16 protein-coding genes are annotated in these 17,850 nt (G+C 72.3%); 9 read left to right on the forward strand and 7 right to left on the reverse strand.

The window, feature by feature from the left end; genetic code table 11:
* The first annotated feature begins 26 nt into the window (after positions 1-26).
* Positions 27-839, forward strand: a complete 813-nt coding sequence (locus tag OM076_RS30920; RefSeq protein ID WP_270043992.1) for a class I SAM-dependent methyltransferase — start codon at positions 27-29, stop codon at positions 837-839.
* Here OM076_RS30920 and OM076_RS30925 read toward each other — a convergent pair whose 3' ends face one another.
* Entirely contained in the window at positions 840-1,832 is a 993-nt protein-coding gene (locus OM076_RS30925; protein WP_270043993.1) for a glycosyltransferase family 2 protein, read from the reverse strand.
* Between the two features lie 59 nt (positions 1,833-1,891).
* On the opposite strand from OM076_RS30925, the gene OM076_RS30930 reads away from it, so the two are divergent.
* Positions 1,892-3,046: a glycosyltransferase family 4 protein gene (locus tag OM076_RS30930; protein WP_270043994.1), complete on the forward strand. Its 1,155-nt coding sequence runs from the start codon at positions 1,892-1,894 to the stop codon at positions 3,044-3,046.
* Here the strand turns inward: OM076_RS30930 and OM076_RS30935 are convergent.
* Genes OM076_RS30935 through OM076_RS30945 form a run of 3 tightly spaced genes read right to left on the reverse strand, consistent with a single transcriptional unit; the run spans position 3,043 to position 5,747 of the window.
* The gene (locus OM076_RS30935; protein ID WP_270043995.1) at positions 3,043-3,741 is read right to left on the reverse strand and encodes an acylneuraminate cytidylyltransferase family protein; all 699 of its coding nucleotides are present in this window, start codon (positions 3,739-3,741) and stop codon (positions 3,043-3,045) included. The two genes, OM076_RS30930 and OM076_RS30935, sit on opposite strands and share 4 nt — an antisense overlap.
* Positions 3,742-3,744: 3 nt before the next feature.
* Positions 3,745-4,647 (reverse strand): class I SAM-dependent methyltransferase, encoded by a 903-nt coding sequence (locus OM076_RS30940; RefSeq protein ID WP_270043996.1) that lies wholly within the window; start codon positions 4,645-4,647, stop codon positions 3,745-3,747.
* A complete protein-coding gene (locus tag OM076_RS30945) occupies positions 4,644-5,747 on the reverse strand; it encodes a methyltransferase domain-containing protein (RefSeq protein WP_270043997.1) in 1,104 nt (367 codons plus the stop codon). The genes OM076_RS30940 and OM076_RS30945 overlap by 4 nt, the downstream gene beginning before the upstream one ends.
* 89 nt (positions 5,748-5,836) lie before the next feature.
* Here OM076_RS30945 and neuC point away from each other — a divergent pair, with 89 nt between their 5' ends.
* Together neuC and OM076_RS30955 are read left to right on the forward strand one after the other, a co-directional pair.
* On the forward strand, positions 5,837-7,054 hold the full coding sequence (gene neuC / locus OM076_RS30950; protein ID WP_270043998.1) for a UDP-N-acetylglucosamine 2-epimerase: 1,218 nt from the start codon (positions 5,837-5,839) through the stop codon (positions 7,052-7,054).
* Entirely contained in the window at positions 7,051-7,848 is a 798-nt protein-coding gene (locus OM076_RS30955; protein WP_270043999.1) for a class I SAM-dependent methyltransferase, read from the forward strand. Before neuC ends, OM076_RS30955 begins: the two co-directional genes overlap by 4 nt.
* Before the next feature lie 642 nt (positions 7,849-8,490).
* Here the strand turns inward: OM076_RS30955 and OM076_RS30960 are convergent.
* Entirely contained in the window at positions 8,491-9,954 is a 1,464-nt protein-coding gene (locus OM076_RS30960; protein WP_270044000.1) for a glycosyltransferase family protein, read from the reverse strand.
* Positions 9,955-9,975: 21 nt separating this feature from the next.
* Between OM076_RS30960 and OM076_RS46400 the strand changes: the two genes are divergently transcribed.
* Genes OM076_RS46400 through OM076_RS30980 form a run of 4 tightly spaced genes read left to right on the forward strand, consistent with a single transcriptional unit; the run spans position 9,976 to position 14,616 of the window.
* Entirely contained in the window at positions 9,976-11,835 is a 1,860-nt protein-coding gene (locus tag OM076_RS46400) for a hypothetical protein (RefSeq protein WP_270044001.1), read from the forward strand.
* An 11-nt stretch (positions 11,836-11,846) separates the two neighbouring features.
* Entirely contained in the window at positions 11,847-12,803 is a 957-nt protein-coding gene (locus OM076_RS46405) for a (2Fe-2S)-binding protein (protein WP_270044002.1), read from the forward strand.
* Between the two features lie 56 nt (positions 12,804-12,859).
* Positions 12,860-13,534: a hypothetical protein gene (locus OM076_RS30975; RefSeq protein ID WP_270044003.1), complete on the forward strand. Its 675-nt coding sequence runs from the start codon at positions 12,860-12,862 to the stop codon at positions 13,532-13,534.
* Positions 13,531-14,616: a class I SAM-dependent methyltransferase gene (locus OM076_RS30980; RefSeq protein ID WP_270044004.1), complete on the forward strand. Its 1,086-nt coding sequence runs from the start codon at positions 13,531-13,533 to the stop codon at positions 14,614-14,616. Before OM076_RS30975 ends, OM076_RS30980 begins: the two co-directional genes overlap by 4 nt.
* Here OM076_RS30980 and OM076_RS30985 read toward each other — a convergent pair.
* Positions 14,609-15,400: an ABC transporter ATP-binding protein gene (locus OM076_RS30985; RefSeq protein ID WP_270044005.1), complete on the reverse strand. Its 792-nt coding sequence runs from the start codon at positions 15,398-15,400 to the stop codon at positions 14,609-14,611. The genes OM076_RS30980 and OM076_RS30985 overlap by 8 nt on opposite strands.
* Positions 15,390-16,286, reverse strand: a complete 897-nt coding sequence (locus tag OM076_RS30990; protein ID WP_270044006.1) for an ABC transporter permease — start codon at positions 16,284-16,286, stop codon at positions 15,390-15,392. Before OM076_RS30990 ends, OM076_RS30985 begins: the two co-directional genes overlap by 11 nt.
* A 91-nt stretch (positions 16,287-16,377) precedes the next feature.
* Between OM076_RS30990 and OM076_RS30995 the strand changes: the two genes are divergently transcribed.
* Positions 16,378-17,832: a CDP-glycerol glycerophosphotransferase family protein gene (locus OM076_RS30995; RefSeq protein WP_270044007.1), complete on the forward strand. Its 1,455-nt coding sequence runs from the start codon at positions 16,378-16,380 to the stop codon at positions 17,830-17,832.
* Positions 17,833-17,850 lie beyond the last annotated feature (18 nt).

The following is a 17,850-nucleotide window of genomic DNA, read 5'->3' on the forward strand; positions in this document are numbered from 1 at the left end:
CCGGTGCTTCTCCTCCAACCCGTGCCGTGCGCGGGCCGCTGGCTCGGGCTGTCCTGGCCGGGCTGCGGGCCACCCACCTGATCGGCCCCGGCTTCCGCGCCTTCGAGCGGTGGCAGGCCTGGCGCTCCAATCGCGGTCGCGGCGCCGCGACGCAGGGTCCCGATGGACTCCCGCTGCCGCCGCAGCGCCTGGTGGTGCTCGTCGCCGGGCCGGTCACGCCCGAAGCGTTCTTGGCCAAGGGCCGCGTCGGCGCGGACACGGTTCGCGCCGCGCTGTCGCGTCGTGGCGTCGACATCGAGGGCGTGTCCGACATCCTGGACTTCGGCGTCGGCTGCGGTCGTGTCGCTCGTCACTGGAAGGACCTGGACGGCCCGGCGGTGCACGGCTGTGACATCAATCCGGAGCTCGTGCGCTGGACGGGGGCCAATCTCCCGTTCGTCTCCGCCCGCGTCTCTCCGCTCGCGCCGCCCTTGCCGCATGCCGACGCGGCGTTCGACGTCGTCTACGCCTTCTCGGTCTTCACGCACCTTCCGGAGGATCTGCAGCACGCCTGGGCGCGGGAAATGGGTCGGGTTCTTCGGCCGGGCGGGCACCTGATCATCTCTACTCATGGCACGGCCTATCTCGACAGGCTGTCACCTGAAGAACATGCGCAGTTCGACGCCGGCCGGCTCGTCGTGCATTTCGAGGAGGTCGCCGGGTCCAATCTGTGCTCGACGTTCCATCCCACGCCGTTCCTCGAGCGGCAGTTCGCCAGTGCCTTCACGCTCGTCGAGTCCGTCGACGAGGGCGCGCCGAGCAACGGCCGCCAGGACCTGCACGTGCTCCAGCGGAACTAGCTACCGGCGCACGAGAGCGAGCGCGCCGGCCCAGTACAGCCGCAAGAGCGCGCGCACCGCGGGGTTGCGCCCGTAGGCGCCGAACTGCGGCGAGTCGAGCTCCGCGACCAACGCGCCCGCGAACTCGCGGGCGCCGACGCGGCGCGTGGACTGCACCGCGCGTCGCTCGCCCGGGAGCGCAGGCAGCCAGCGGAGGACATCCCACCACGACTGCAGCTTCGCCCGTCCCCAGCCGGCGGCGAGCGCCACGACGAGAAGCACGGGCTCACACGCCAGCATCGCGGGCAGCACGACCGCGACTAGCGCCGGGGGATAGGAGCGCAGCACCGTCGCCCAGCGGTTGCGCTCGAGGTAGCGCCACTTGTAGCTGCCCTTGCCGAACTCGTAGTCGTGCAGCACCCGCGCGGCGGGGAGGACACCGAAGCGATGGCCCGCCAGGCGCAGACGGTGCGACAGGTCGACGTCCTCGTGATAGAGGAAGTAGTGATCGGGCATGCCGCCCAGTTCGCGCCAGACGTCCAGCCGCACGGCGAGGCACGCGCCGGAGAGAAACCCGACCGGAGCGGCGCCGGCGGGGAGCGCCGAAGCCGGCTCGCCGAGCGCGCCGGCCCAGGCGAAGCCGAGGAAGTGGGCGATGCCGCCACCGCTGTTGATGTGCTCGCCGTCGGCCAGCATGACGGCCGCCATCCACGCGTCCCAGCCGGCGGGCGGGTGCCGGAGCGCGTCCAGGCAGCCAGGCGCGGGGACGGCGTCGGGGTTCAGCAGGACGACCGCATCGCCGGCTGCCACCCGCGCTCCCTCGTTCGCCGCGGCGCCGAAGCCGGGGTTGTGGTGCAGGTCGATCCGCCGGTCGACGACCGGATGCATCGCGTCTCCCCGCGGGGCGTTGTCGACCACGATCACCTCATCGCCCGGCTGCCGTTGGGCGGCCAGCTCGTCCAGGAGCGGCGAGAGGTCGCCGCCGAACGCGACGATGACGATCGAGAGGCGCATCGCCCGCAGCGTACTTCGGTGCTTGGAGCGACTCCCGGCGCGTGTGGCAACCTCTCGGGGTGAATCCACGCCGCGTCGGCCTGAACGTCCTCTATCTCGTCCCTGGTGCCGTCGGCGGCACCGAGACCTACGCCCGCCTTCTGATCGGCGAGCTCGCCAAGGCCGCGCCCGAGACCGAGTTCTTCGTCTTCTGCGGCACGGAGGCGGAGGAGCCGCTGCGGGGACAGGGGTGGCCCGCGAACACCCGGCTCGTGTCGGTGCGGCTTCCGTCGGCGATCAAGCCGCTGCGGATCGCGACGGAGCTGAGCGTGCTGCCGGTCCTGGCCGACCGGCATCGCGTCGACATCCTGCATTCGCTCGGGACGACGAGCCCGCCGGCGTCGCGTGCCGCCCGCGTCGTGACCGTCCACGACCTCATCTACGACCGGTTCCCCGGATCGTTCTCACGCGCCGCCACCGCCGGTCTGCGCCTCACGGTCCCGCTCGGTGCCCGTCGTGCCCAGCGCGTGATCGCGGACTCCGAGGCGACGGCCACCGACGTGCGTGAGCGCCTCCGGGTCGCGCCGGAGCGCATCGACGTGGTCCCGCTCGGGCTCGGTGCGCCGCCGGCACTGGACGCGACGCCCGCCGGCGAGGTGCGAAGCCGCTTCGAGCTCGGCGACGCCGACGTGGTCCTATGCGTGTCGGCGGCGCTCCCGCACAAGAACCTCGGGCGGCTCCTGGAAGGCTTCGCCGGCCTGTCGCCGGCGCGACGGGAGACGAGCATGCTGGTCGTCGCGGGTCACGCCGGGCGCACGCTCGCGGAGCTGCAGGCGCGCGCCGCCGGGCTCGGCATCGCCGAGCGCGTGCGCTTCACCGGCTGGATCTCGGACGCCGACCTCGAGGGCCTCTACGCGCTGGCGTCGGCCTTCGTCTACCCGTCGCTGCTCGAGGGGTTCGGCCTACCCGTGCTCGAGGCGATGCGCCGCTCCGTTCCCGTCGGATGCTCCACGCGCGGGTCGCTGGAGGAGGTCGCGGGTGACGCGGCGCTCACGTTCGACCCGCTCGATCCGCGCTCGATCGCGGCGGCGATCGAACAGCTCCTGGCTGATCCCGGCTTGCGCGCGACGCTGATCGAGCGCGGGATCGCTCGCGCGGCGACCTTCCGCTGGGAGGCCACGGCGGCGGCGACGCTCGCCAGCTACGAGCGGGCGCTCACCGCGCGCCGGGGCTAGACGGCCGCGCCGCGGTCGATCAGGAACTCGGCGAACGCGAGATCCAGCGGCGTGTTGACGTCCAGCGACCGTTCCGCGGGCATCGGGTGCGCCCGCGTGTCGTCCGGGTCGACCAGCGACCCGCCGAACAGGACCTCGCGGCTGCAGACGTAGATGGAGCCGTTGCGGATCCAGAGCTCGGGCAGGGCATGGGCCGGCGCCATCGCGTCATCCTCGAGGAACGGCAGGATGCGGCCCGCCTCGATGCGCTTCAGGCGCAGCGGGTGCACCGACTGATCGGCTTGTGTAACTGAGACGGCCGAGCGGCCGCCATCGTGCGTGACCAGCTTCACCGTCGCCGCGATGTCCTCCGGGGCGGTGAACGGGGACGTGCACTGGATCAGCGCGAGCGCGGAGAACGGACCGCGGCCCTGGGCCTCCATCGCGTCGAGCGCGTGCCGCGCGACGTCGACGGCGAGCGCGCTGTCGGTCGCGAGCTCGGCCGGCCGGGCGAGCAGCTCCAGGCCGTCGATGCCCTCGCCCTCATCGAGGATCGCGGGATCGTCGCTGGACAGCACGAGACAGTCGAGCGCCCCGCTTGCGAGCCCGCAGTCAACCGCCCGCCGGACGAGCGTCCGCCCGCCCAGCACCGCGAGGTTCTTCCCCGGCGCGCGCTTGGAACCGCCGCGGGCGGGGATCAGGCCGAGCGTCGCCACGGGCTACGCCGGACGCGCGCGCGAAGTCCACACGAGGTCGAGGAGACCATCGGCATGCCGGCGCAGCGCGCCGGCATCGTGCGCGACCGGCTCGGCGGCGCGCGCCAGAAAGCCCCAATGGCCGTCGTCGGACAAGCGCTCGCTGACGACCTCGAACCCGGCGGCGGCGAGGAACGCCTCGCCGGTCGTCCGGGTCAGATAGAAGGGGTGGTCGACCTTGGCCGCGCCGTCGAGGCCGCCCTTCGCGCGGATCGCGTACTCGACGTCGAGCACATCGACGAACAGGTGCCCGCCCTCGCTCGTCAGCCGGCGCAGGCTCTCCAGGGTCGTGCGCACGTCGAGCAGGTGGTCGATCGTCTGGCAGAGCAGCACGAGCTGCCACCGGCGATCGCCGGGATCGAAGTCCTCGGCGAAGCCCGCGAAGGTCTCCATCCCGGCCGCGGCCGCGACCTCGAGCTCATCCGGAGCGGGATCGAGCACCGCCGCGGAGCAGCCCAGGCGCTCCGCGACCGCTCCGGCCACCACGCCCGTCGACCCGCCGACGTCGAGCAGGCTCTCGACCGGGTTCGGCAGGCGGGCGCCGAGGAACGCGGCGAGCTGGTCGGCATAGTCGCGCTGGTCGACCTGGACCGTCTCGGCGTCGATGCGGCGACCGTGGTACGCGGAGACCAGCGGCCGGTACGTGTCCTCGTAGAAGCGCGCGTACTCCGCCGCGGTCAGGCGCGGCGACAGCATGCCGAGGCCGCAGCAGGCGCACACGAGCGTGGGCTGACCGTAGCCGTAGCGATCGCGCCGCGCGGCTTCGACGAGGCGTGTTGCACCGCACAGGTTGCAGGCCGTGACGGCCTCGCGGTCGCGCTCCGCCGGGTCGAACCCGACGGCCGCGATGCGCTCGGCGCGGCTCACTTCAGCCCCGGCAGGCCGAGCCCGCGCGCTTCTTCGCGCAGCTGACCCGCGGTCGCGTCGTAGACCCGCCGCACCCCGCGCTTGACGCGGATGCCGGCCGCGCGCGGCCGGGTGCTCTCCTGCCGGATCCACGCCTGCCACCACGCCAGGTCGTAGCTGGGCAGGTCGCCGGCGTCCAGCCGGTCGGCGTCGGGGCGACCCGCATCGCTGCCGAGCACGAGGTCGACGTACAGCGGCGCGGTGAACGAGGGGTGGTAGTCGCGGTACAGGGTGAACGGCAGCTCGCTGTTGCGGCGCGCGAGGTCGGCGACGGCGCGCGCGGTCAGCAACTGCATGTGGAAGTTGTTGAACACCCGCTCCAGCGGCAGGATCGGGCGATAGCGCGGCGTGTTGGGCTCATGCAGGAAGACGGCGCGCCCGCCGGGGCTCAGATGCGCGGACACCCAGCGGATCAAGGCGCCGGGATCCTTGCTGTGCGTCAGGCCCTCGTAGGTGACGATCAGGTCGTATTGCTCCCGCACGGGGGCGAAGCGCTCGATCGGCGCCGCGAACGTGAACGGGCGAAGGTGCTCGATCCCGTAGACCGTGCGCGCGACGTGCTCGTCGAACTCCGAGATCGTCGCCGCTTCGACGTGCTCGACGCCACGCTCGTGCAGCAACGCGGGGAGCGCGCCTCCGTAGGTGCGCAGCTCGAGCAGCGAGCCGACGCCGTCGAGCGCCCCGATCCGGTCGAGGAACGTCAGCGCGTTCGCGGGACCCTGGAGGTAGTCCTGCGGGTTGTGCAGCAGCAGGTACTGGAACTTCGTCGCCGGTGTCGGCGCCGTCTTGGCCACTGCCTCCGTGAACCGGTCGTAGAGACGCTGGAGCGCCTCGTCGGTGGGCCGCTCATGCTGGAAGACCGCCCCGCAGTCGCCGCAGCGTGCGGCGCGCTGGAACAGGAAGAAGTCGTCTCCGAGCTTCTCGCGGAGCCGGTCCGCGCGCGCGGGGTCATGGCTGTTGAGATTCTCGACGGGAAGGGGCTCGAGCGCCGCGCTGCCGCACACGGGGCATTCACGGACGTGCTCGATCGACTCGGTCTGCTGTGCGGCGGCGACAGTCATTCGCAGGGAAACGCCTCCGGGAAGGGGGTGAGCGGGACAGGTTACCTCGGAGGCCGTGCCCGCCCGCGCTCATATCATTGCTCCGGGCCATGCGAGTGACGCCTTCAAGAACACCGGACACGCCCAAGCGCATTTGCGTGGTCGTCGCCTCCCGCGCCAACTACGCGCGGATCAAAACCGCCATGCGGGCGATCGACGATCACCCCGATCTCGAGCTGCAGGTCGTCGCCGGCGCGTCGCTCGTGCTCGAGCGCTTCGGCAACGCGATCGACGTGCTCGAGGCAGACGGGTTCAGACCCGACGCGATCGTGCGGATGATCATCGAGGGCGAGACGCCGACGACGATGGCGAAGTCCACCGGTCTCGGGCTGCTCGAGTTGCCGACGGTGTTCGAGAACCTGCAGCCGGACGCGGTGGTCACGATCGCCGACCGCTTCGAGACGCTCGCGACCGCGGTCGCCGCCGCGTACATGAACCTGCCGCTGATCCATACGCAGGGCGGCGAGGTCTCCGGGTCGATCGACGAGAGCGTCCGCCACGCGGTGACGAAACTCGCCCACGTGCACTTCCCGGCGACCGAGCTCAGCCGCCGGCGCGTGATCGCCATGGGCGAGGATGCGGCACACGTCCACAACGTCGGCTGCCCGTCGATCGACCTGGTCGCCCAGGCCGACCTCGGCGACCCGCGGTCGGCGCTCGCGGAGCTCAACGCGCGCGGCGTCGGGGCGGAGATCGACCCCGACAAGCCGTATCTGCTGATGATGCAGCACCCGGTCACCACGGAGTACGGCGAGAGCCTCGACCAGATCAATGAGACGCTCGAGGGCGTCGCCCGCCTGGGGATGCAGGCGCTCGTCTTCTGGCCGAACGTCGACGCCGGCTCCGACCACGTCGCCAAGGGCATGCGCGTGTTCCGCGACCGCGGCGAGGCGAAGGGCTTCCACTTCTTCCGCAACCTGCCGCCGGAGCTGTTCGCCAAGCTGCTGGCGCACACGGCGTGCATGGTCGGCAACTCGTCCTCGGGGCTGCGCGAGGGCGCGTTCCTCGGCACGCCGGTGGTCACGGTCGGCACGCGCCAGCAGAACCGGGAGCACGCGCGCAACGTCCTGCGCACGGGCCACGGCGCGGACGAGATCGCCGACGCCATCCGCGAGCAGGTCCGCAACGGCCGCTACGAGCGCGACGAGCTCTTCGGCGACGGCACCGCCGGCCTCCAGATCGCCGAGCAGCTCGCCCTCCCGCTCCCGCCCGCGCAGAAGCAGCTGTCCTACGCGGTCGAGGACCTGCTCGCCGAGGTCAGCGAGTGAGCGTCGCGGCGGCACTCGTCGAACGCGCGGCGAGCGCCAGCCCGCTGATCGTGCAGGACGCGATGTCGGAGCTCGCCGACGCGGACGAGCTCCAGTTCCGCGAGGAGATCGAGCGCTACCCGGATCCGCTGGTGGACATCCCGCGGTTCATCGACGGCAAGGAGCTGGTGCGCAAGCTCGCGTTCTCGCTGCATGAGGCGGGGATCTCGCCGGCGGGGGAGATCGTCGAGCTGGGGGCGGGCACGTGCTGGCTGTCGGCGGAGCTGGCCAGGCGGCCGGAGGTGCGACGGGTCCGCGCGGTGGAGTTCTCCGAGCGCCGGATCCGCTCGCTCGCGCCCGTCGCGATCGCCCACCTCGGCGCGCAGGCCGACAAGATCGAACGCCACGTCGCGGACTTCTACGCCCACGGGCTCGAGCCGGGCATCGCCGATTTCGTGTTCACGGACGCGGCCTTCCACCACGCGGCCGACCCGGCGCGCCTGGTCCGGGTCGCGTGGGACCTGCTGCGCCCCGGCGGCTGCCTGGTCCTGTTCCGCGAGCCGACGATCGCGCGGCTGCGGCGCACGCGTGATCACGGCGAGGAAGGCGAGCACGGCGACTTCGAGCGGGAGTACACGTCGCGGGAGTACCTCGAGCTCCTCAGCGACGGTGGCTTCCTCCCCGAGCGGTACACGGCCTCGGGCGGCTGGACCACGCCGCGGGCCCGCGCCATCCTGCACCCGCCGCTCTCCTGGCTGAACGGCACCCTCTTCGCCGAGTACACGTACGTGGGGCGCCGGCCCGCGATCGGCTGACACGACGTGTCCGCGCGGCTCGCGCTGCTCGTCGTGGCGCTCGCGGCCTGCGCGCTGGCGCTGGTGCCCGCGGTGCTGCGCGATCGCGTCGTGTACTCGTCGACGCCGAATCCGCCGCCGCTCTTCGACCTCACGCTGATCCGGCTCCATCGCGGCGAGACGGCGTGCACGCGCGGGTTCGTGCTGCAGTCCGACGCGGACGTCGTGCGCGTCATCCTCGGGTCCTACGACGGCCCTCCCGTACCGGTCTCGCTCCGCCTCAGCGCACCGGGCTACCGCGTGACGCGAACGCTGCGCGAGTATCCCCGCGGCGCCGGCGCGATCGAGGTCCCGATCCCGCGGCCGCCGCGCTCGGCGGTGGCGACGCTCTGCCTCGGCAACCGCGGCGACCGCGACTTCGCGCTCGGCGGCACCATCGAGGAGCGCACGCGATCGCGGACCACCACCGACGTCAACGGGAAGCCGATCGAGGGCGATCCGACGATCCAGCTGCTCGAGCGCCGGCGCCGGTCCTTCCTGGCGCTGCTGCCGACGATGTTCGACCGCGCGAGCACGTTCAAGCCCGCGTGGGCGACGCCGTGGGTCCTCTGGCTGCTGGCGATCGGGCTCTGCGTCGGGCTTCCCGCCGCGGTGGTGCTGGCGCTACGCGTAGAACCGCGCGAGGGTGAGGCCGAGCCCGCCGAGCTGGAGCGCCACCAGCGTGCCGAGGACGACCCCGGCGTAGGCGCGGCCCCAGTGCCGGGGGAGGGCGCGGCCGGCGGCGGCGACGGCGATGGCGACGAGCGCGATCAGCGGGAGTAGGTGGCGGCCGACGACGATCGGGTCGGTCCGGTCGATCAGGAGCGTCCGGTAGGCCACGAGATGCAGTGAGCCGATGGTCGCCAGCGCCAGCGCCGTCAGCGCCGCGACGACACGGATCCGGCCGCGCAGCACGTCGCGGTAGCGGACCAGCGCGACGACGAAGCCCGCGAGCACCGCCACCGCCAGCACGTCGAGGCCGCGATAGACCCACCCGGGATACTCGATCTCGAGCGAGCCGAACGTGCCCACGAACGTCCTGATCCACGCCTGCTGCACGCCGTAGTCGCCGCCGATCGAGGGGTCCATGAACCCGAGCCGCGGCAGGTAGAACTGCCACACGTAGGAGACGAACTGGCGCAGCTCGAACGGGTCCGAGATCCCGCGCGCGGTCGACGCGCCCGTCAGCGTCGTCTGCGTCAGGCGCGTGAGCGCGACCAGCGCGGCGACGCTTCCGATCGTCAAGCCGGCCGCGAGCGCCGCGAGCCTGCGCGGCGAACGATCCCGGCCGCTGCTGACGGCGAGGATCAGCACGATCGCCGCCGCGGCGAGCAGCACGACGCCGCGGGCGTGGGTCGCGGAGGCCGCAAGGGCCAGGCCGCAGAGCGCCGCCACGCGCCCGCGGCTCGTCCCCCGGTCGAGGATCCGCGCCGCGACGGCCATAAACGCGCTGAAGAGGGCCACGAGCAGGATGTCGGGATCGACGGTTCCCGACAGGAACGCGAGCTGCGGCCAGAGCGCCACGATCCCGGCAGCCAGCGGGGGCGCCCAGGGCGTCCCCGGCAGCAGCGTCCGCGCCAGGCTCCAGGTCGCGGCCACGGCCAGCAGGAAGATCGGCACGTTAACGAGCCGGATCAGATGCACCCGGTCGATGAACGATCCCGAGCTCAGCTTCCACGGGATGGCGAGGAGCGCGTAGTACAGCGGCGGATTGCGATTGGCGCCGCGCACCGGCGGGCCTTCCTGCGGATCGGCGACGAGGGCTGTGGCCTGTCCGCCGAGGCGTTGCTCGGCAAGGCGCCAGCGCGCCTGATCGATTCGCGACCAGTACGGACGTGCCCCGAGGTTGCCCACGAGCGGGCCGAAGCCCGCCTCGGACGCGGTCACGAGCAGCTCGCGCGAGAGCCCTTGATCGGCGTCGCCCGGCAAGAGGCGGCCGTGGTCGGCGATGCGCGAGACGACGGTCAGATGCGAGGACTCGTCCGGGCCCTGCAGGGCCGGTACCAGCACGCCCCAGCTGAGGGATTCGAGCGCCGCCACGGCGAGCAACACGAGCAGCGCGGCCGGCACCCTGCGGAAGCGGCGCATCGTCCGAATTAGACTAGACGGGTGGCTGGGACCATCCTTTCCGCGGGCCAGGGGACGCGGGACGTGCCGGTTACGGCCCCTGCGCGGTCGCGGACGGCCCTGCGTCTGACCGCGGCGTATCTCGCGCTCGTCGCGCTCTACGTCGCGTATTCGTGGACGCGTGCGACGCCCTTCGGGTTCGTCGACGAGCTGGTCTACGGCAAGCTCGCGCAGAACCTCGCGCACGGCCAGGGGCTCAGCTACGAAGGTCTCTCGGTCACGGCGTACAAGACGATCTATCCGTTCGTGATCGCCCCCGCCTGGGCGCTGTTCTCCGACCCGGACCGCGCGTACCACGCCGCGCTGGTCATCAACGCGCTGCTGATGCCCGCCGTCATGTTCCCGGCCTACGCGATCGCGCGGCGGGTGGCGACCCCCGGATGGGCGCTGGTGGCCGCGATCGCGGCGGCGGTCGCCCCCGCGATGGCGTGGTCGAGCCTGCTCATGACCGAGGCGCTGGCGTATCCGCTGGCCGGACTTGCGCTCTTCGCCACGGTGCGGACGATCGCCCGCCCGGGCCCGGCCACGGGCATCCAGGCCCTGCTGGCGTGTGTGGCGGCGGCGACGGCGCGCTCGCAGCTGCTCGCGCTGCTGGTCGTCCTCGCGCTCGCGGTGATGCTCGACATCGCCCGCCACGGCGGCGACGCCCGTGCCCGCCTGCGCGAGCACCGGGTGCTGGTGGCGCTCCTGGGCGCCGGCGTGGCCGTGGCGCTGGTGCTGATCCTCGGCGGCTACCGGGAATCGCTGATCGGCAACTACTCCGCCGACGTCGGGCGCGGTTCGCCGCTCGGCGACGTCCTCACGTATCTGCCGCGCTACGTCACGGTGCTCGCGGTCTCGTCGCTGTTGATGCCGCTGATCGCGCTCGGGGCGCTGGCGACGAAGCGGGATGCCTGGCGCGACCCCGCGCTGGGGCCGGTGCTGGTCGTCGCGACCACCGCCGCGGTGACGTTCCTGCTCGTCGGAGCGTGGGCGTCGGCGACGATCTCCCCGGAGCTGCGGGAGCGCTACGTCTTCTATCCCGTCCCGGTGCTCGTGGCGCTGTGGGTCGCCCTGCCCGGCCGTGCGAGCGCGCGCCGCGTGCTGGTGGTCGCCGCCATCCTCACCGCCTGGCTGCTGCCGGTCTTCCCGGGGCTCTACGGGGACGCCTCCGCCGAGTGGGTCGGCTACACGCTCAATTCGCTCGTCCAGTCGCTGCCGGTGAACCTCATCTGGCCGGCCTGGCTGCCCGGCGCCGACTTCAAGCTCTGGGCGGTGGCCGCCGCGGTGATGGGCGTGCTGACGTGGTGGGCGCTGCTCGGCGGCAAGCGGATCAGCACCCCGCTGAAGGCGCTCGCGTTCTGCATTCCTGTCGTCGCCTTCGGCGTCGGCGTGGTCACCGCGCGACAGCACGATCTCGGTGCCCAGGCCTCCGTGCAGCTCGCGCTGCGGCCGCGCCCGCCGGACTGGATCGACCGGCATGTCGACGGACCCGCCGCGTTCATCGCGACGACCGAGGACTCGCTGCGCGATCAGTGGCACTTCGAGCTCTGGAACCAGCGCCTGGACCGCGCGTGGCGGCTGTCGTCGGTGCCCGCCGTCTCGAGCATCGGGCAGCGCTGCGAGCTCGACGTCGGGCCGGACGGCACCCTCACGCCGAGCGCGGCGCAACAGCGCGTGGCGGCGGACCCCGCCAAGCCGTGCGCCGGAGCCGCATTGCCCCGGTATCTGGTCTTCTGGGACCGCGTCCACCGGATCTCGATTCCCAATGCCAAGCTCATCTACCGCGACGACGCCGCGACCCTCTGGAAGGTCCCGGAGGGCGTGGTTCCACGTCTGAAGCTGCTCCCGGCGCCTCGCTAGCATCCTCTCCCGTGCTTGCGGAGGAGACCCTGGTCTGTCACTGCCGTCAGGTCTCCCACTCCGCCGTGGAGGCCTCGATCGCGTCTGGCAAAGCCCGTTCGATCGCTGATCTCCAGCGTGAGACGACGGCCTGCACGCGCTGCTTCGGCTGCCGCTTCGAGCTGCAGCGGATGCTCAAGGAGCAGCTCGGCGACGAGTTCCAGCCGACCGCGTTCGTCGCGCCGCTCGATCAGTCGCCCGGCCTGATCGCGACCGCGCTGCGGCGGATCCGCGGTGCTCGCGCCACGCTTCCGCGCCGGATGTACATGCCGGTGCTCGACGGGTTCGCCGGGCGCGACGTGCGCACGCGCGTCGCCATGTTCAACTGGGCGGGCGACGAGGAGCATCCCGGCCGGCCGGTCACCCTGCGTGCCGACGTGCTGGGGCTCGACGGCGAGCGCCACCACGTCATCAACGAGACCGTGGCGCCCGGCGGCACGCGCGTGTTCGACGTCGCCGGGCCTCCGGACGGGATCGGCGCGCTCAAGCTGGTCGTCGACGCGGAGTCGCTCGGGTCGCTGCGGCCGTACTTCCACCTGATCACGCCGACCGGCATCACCTCGACGCACGAGAAGGCCGGTCCGGTGTCGCCGCGAAGCTTCGAAGGCCAGCGGCCGTACCACTGGATCTTCCCGGCCGGCGCCTCGGACTTCGAGGAGGAGGCGTGGCTGTTCATCACCAACACCCAGCAGCGCCCGACCTCGGGCCAGGAGCTCGTGTGGCAGGACACCGACGGCCGCGAGCAGCGCGCGCCGCTGCCTGTGCTCGAGCTCGACCAGACGGGGTGGATCCCGCTGCACGAGCACTTCCCCGACCTGCTCGGCGGGCGCGCGGGCGTCGTCCGCATCACGCCCGCGAGCCACAAGTTCGCCGGGTTCATCGTTCGCTACCAACCCGACGGTGATCTGTGGCGCGTGCAGCATCTCTAGACCAGTCTCGGTGGCTGCCGAGCTACGGGTGGTGGCCGTCCCCGTCGAAGTACGACGTGAGCGTGATCCTCAGCCCGCACCACAGCGCGACCCGCGAGAGCGCGCGCTTCCAGTTCCTGCTGCGCGGCTATGCCGGCAGCAGCGAGCCGATCTGGGAGCACGACGTCGGTGAGGCGCCGCTCGGTGAGCAGCGCGCCGTCCGGCTGCGGGATCTCGACCTCCCCGACCCGCCTGAGCGCGGCGGGATCCTCGAGGTGCACGCGATCCGGCTCGACGAGGACCCGGCGGGCATCGGCTTCAACGGCATGTGGATCGACGCGCGCGGTCCGCAAGGCGGCGGCTACATCATTCCCACGGTCCCGATCCGCGGTCAGCGCAAGAAGGTCCGCCGCGACGACATGCAGGTCGTGCCGGGCGTCATCGCGTCGCGCGACGTCGAGAGCGAGCTGCTGCTGCTCAACGTGGTCGAGGAGCCGGTGGAGGTGACGCTGATCGTGTCCAGCCAGGACGGGGTGACCGCCGAGTCGGCGCCGTTCGTCGTGGAGCCGTGGTCGGCGTGGCACGACGATCTGTCGCGCGTCGTTCCCCGCGCGCGGCGCCTGCTCGCGGACGGCGACGGCGTCGGCAGCCTGATCGTGCGCTCCAGCGGCCGCATCCTGCCGTACTTCGGCTTCCGGCAGGGCGACGGGCCGATCGTCTGCCTCGATCACACCGCGCCGGTCTTCGCATGAACGTCTCCGTCGTCGGCGCGGGCCGGCTCGGGCAGCTGCGGGCGACGGCGATCCCCGCCGATGGCTGGCAGGAGCTCACCGCGTGCCCGATCTGCGGTGAGGCCGAGCACGTCTTCGACGTCGCGCGGATCGACCCCGGCGGCCCGATCACCGCGGCGTGCGCGGCCTGCGAGCACGGCTTCCTCCGGCGCCGGCCGACGGAGAGCTGGGTCGCCGGGTACTACGCCAGCGAGTGGGACGCGGCCGGCCGCGCCCTGACCGACCGGCGGCCCGTCACCGTCAAACCCGATCCGAAGATGGCCAAGCTCGCCGGGGACCGCCTTCCCGCCGGCGCGGCGGTGCTGGACGTCGGCGCCGGCTTCGGCCAGCAGCTGCTCGGATTCCAGCAGGCGGGGCTTGCGCCGCACGGTCTCGAGGCCTCCGAGCATCGCGCCGCTTACGTGCGCGAGACGCTCGGCATCCCATGCTCGACGGTGCCCGTCGAGGAGGCGGAGGCGCCTGACGACCTGCGCCTGGTGGTCTCGCATCACGTGCTCGAGCACGTCGCCGACCCGCACTCGTTCATCGCCGCGCAGGTCCGCCTGCTCGGCGACGACGGCCTCGTCGCGGTGGCGGTCCCGTCGCTCTGGCACGAGCTGCCGCCCCAGGCGTTTCACTACGTCGGGCACCTCTCCCTCTTCACGCCACGCTCGCTGACGCTCCTGCTCGCCGCCCACGGACTGCGCGTGGTGTCGCTGACCGAGACGTTCGAGCTGCTGGTCGTGGCCGAGCGCGGAGATCCCGCGCTCCAGGCGCCGGCCGATCCGGCGTTCGCGGAGCGCGTCAGCGCCTGGGCCCGGCGCCCGTTCGGCGACTCAGGCCGCCACACGATCGCCTGGCGCAAGTCGCGCCGCCCGGCGCACATGTACGACGACGAGGTCGTCTCGACGGGGCGCGCGAGGCTCTTGGAGCTCGGGACCCGTGGCGCGCTCAAGCGTGTCGGCGATCCGTCCTTGCGGCTGCTTCCCGTCGACGTCCGCGAGACCGACGGGCTGCCCGTCGTCGTCGGGCACGAGACCTACGGTCAGGCCTGGATCAAGTAGCGATCGCGCGCTCGTGGCGCGCGCGGGCGGCGGCGTACTCGCCGGCCACCTCTTCGATCTCGCCCAGGAGCCGCACCTCGCCGCGGTCGAGCCACAGCCCGCGCGTGCAGATGTCGCGCACCAGGTCGAGCTCGTGCGACACGAAGATCACCGTGCGACCCTCGCGCACGAGGCGACGCATCTCGTCGACGCAGGTCGCCTTGAAGTGATCGTCGGCGAAGGTGAGGACCTCGTCGAAGATGTAGACGTCGGCGGGGAAGCGCAGCGCGGTCGCGAAGGTGAGCCGCGCCTTCATCCCCTCCGAGAAGCGCTTGACCGGCGTCTCCATGTGGTCCGCGTCCATCTCCGCGAACTCGGCGATCCCGGGCATGGCCTCGGCGATCTCGTCCCCGTCCAGGCCGAGGATCGTGCCGAAGAGCACCGCGTTCTCCTCGCCGGTGAGATCGGGGTGGAAGGACGACCCGACGCTCAGCACGGGCACGACGCGCCCCCTGACGTCGAGCCAGCCGTCGCTCGGGGGCGTGATCGCCGCGAGGATCGACATCATCGTCGTCTTGCCGGAGCCGTTGTGCCCGAGGATCGTGAACGCCTCGCCGCGCGCGATGTCGAAGCTCACGTCGCGCAGCGCGTGGAAGCGCTCAACCGGCGGCTGAGCGCGCCCGAGCCGCGTGATCGAGCGCAGCGTGCGCTTCAGGCTGGCCAGCTCGCCGAGCTCGTACGACTTGCTGAGCCCGCGCGCGCGGACCGCCGAGACCTCGTCGAGCACCGGTGTTTCAGACGACATCGGCGAACGAAGGCTCGAGGCGGACGAAGACCCACCAACCGACGATGGTGAGCAGCACGGTGGTGGCAAGCGCGAGCCCCAGCGCCAGCTCCGTCACCGGGGCGCCGAGCATGCACCAGCGGAAGGCCTCGATGATGCCCGTGAACGGGTTGAGGGAGAGCAGCAGCTTGAGGTTGGGCGAGACGTTGCCGATCGCGTAGCCGACCGGCGTCACGAAGATGCCGCCCTGCAGGATGACCGGGACCAACTCGCCGACGTCGTGCCGGCGGACGTTCAGCGCCGACAGGAGGTTGGTCATGCTCCAGAGGAGCAGCAGCAGCCAGGCGATCGGCAGCGGCAGCAACAGCACCTGAAGCGGGAAGAACAGGCCGGACGCGACGATCACCACGACCGCCAGCGCGAGCGTGATCAGCAGGTTCGGGATCGAGCTCAGGATCGCCGCGGTCACGAACGCGATCCGCGGGCACGCGACCAGCCGGACGAACCGCCAGTTGACGACGTGCGTGCGCACGCCCGCCGCCAGCGCGAGGTTGGCGCACGACCACACCGCGATGCCGACCACCGCGAACGGCGCGTAAGGGATGCCGTCCGTGTCGACGTGCGTCACGCCATTGAAGACGAGAACGAAGCCGAACAGGATGCCAATCGGCTGGACGAGGAGCCACAGCGGGCCGATCGCGGACTGCTTGAAGCGGATCCGCACGTCGCGCGTGGCGATCCGGCTGGCGATCGGGAAGCTCGTCCAGATGTCGGAGATCGCCACTCGGCGGCCGCCCGGCTGCAGGCGCCGGATCGACGGGTCGGCCGGCGCGGCGAGGCGTTCGGCCTCCCGTTGCGCAGCGGAGCCAGGTGCGCCCGAAGGGGTCTCAGCGGAAAGGTTCGTCATGCGTCAGACACGCGCTTGGCGCCGCTTCGATGCTAGCGGAGGCCTCAGCGCCGCCCCGGCGGCTCTCCGAGCCGCCGCTAACGTGGCGGCCATGTCGGCACCCACGATCCTGCTGTCGGCTCCGTACGGGGTCGCGGCGCGCTTTCTGCTGCGCACCGCGGTCGTTCCGCGGCTGCTCGACGCGGGCGTGAAGGTCGTCGTGCTGGTCCCCAATCCCGACGAGGAGTATCTGCGCGCGGAGTTCGACGATCCCCGGATCACGCTGGAGCTGCTGCGCACCGGCACCCAGCCGCCGGCGGACCGCTTGTGGCTCGCGACGACGACGCTGCGCGGCACCGTGCTGGCCGACGGGCATCGGAACCGCACGATCCGGGCGAAGCTGGCGAACGCCGCGGCCGGCCTTGCCCAGCAGGGCCGGCTCGGCCGGCTGGCGGCGGCGGCGCTGCGCGTGACCGTTCCAGCCTTCTGGCGCTCGCGCACGCTGCGGCGCGGGCTGCTCGCGCTCGAGACGCGCTTTCGCTCGCCCGATCCGCACGCCGACGTCTTCGAGCGTCACCGCCCGCGACTCGTCGTCACCACCAGCCCGGGGTGGTTCCTCGCCGACGCGGTGGTGCTCCGTGAGGCCCGGCGGCGCGGGATCCCGTCGGTCGCCGCCGTCCTGGGCTGGGACAATCCGACCAGCAAGGGATATCGCGGCGCGGATCCCGAGACGATCGTCGCCTGGTCGCAGCACATGGCCGATCAGGTCGCGGCGCTGCACGACTTCCCACGCGAGCGCGTGCAGGCGACCGGCGTGCCGCACTTCGATCTCTACCGGCGTCCCGGCCAGCTGCTGGACCGCGAGACGCTCTTCGCCCGGTTCGGGCTCGACCCCGCCCGCAAGCTCGTCGTCTTCGCCACCAGCACCCCGAGCGGGCTGGGCGACAACACCGCCGTGGCGCGCAGCATCGAGGAAGCGATCGCGAGCGGCACGCTCGGCGACGCGCAGCTCGTCGTGCGGGTCCACCCGTTCTACTTCCGGACGGGCGAGGACACCGGCATCGGGTCGCTACGCGCGCTGGCCGAGCGCTGCGAGCACGTGACGCTGGACGTGCCGGAGATCCTCTCCCTGCGCATGCGCTCGGATGTGCCGCACAGCGACGACGTCCGCCTCGGCTCGTTGCTGGCGCACTGCGACGTGCTCGTCAACGTGTTCTCGACCACGACCGTCGAGGCGTTTCTGCTCGACCGGCCGGTCGTGTTCGTGGGCGGGTGGCAGCGTCCGGATCGGCCGGGCGGGCCCGATCCGCGCGACTACGCGGGCTACACGCACCTGCGCGGGCTGATCGAGGCCGGGGCGGTGCGCGTGGCCGCCGATCCCGCCGCGCTCGTGGAGCACATCCGCTCCTACCTCGACGACCCGTCGCTGGAGCGCGACCTGCGGCTGCGCTTCGCGCAGCGCGAGGCGGGCCCGGCCGACGGCCACGCGGGTGACCGCCTCGCCGACCTGATCCTGGCCGCGGCGGGCACCCGGGCCCCGGCGCCCGCGCCCTCTGGCACGGTCTGAGCCCGGCTACTGTCAGAG

The sequence above is a fragment of the Solirubrobacter ginsenosidimutans genome (genome assembly GCF_027587205.1).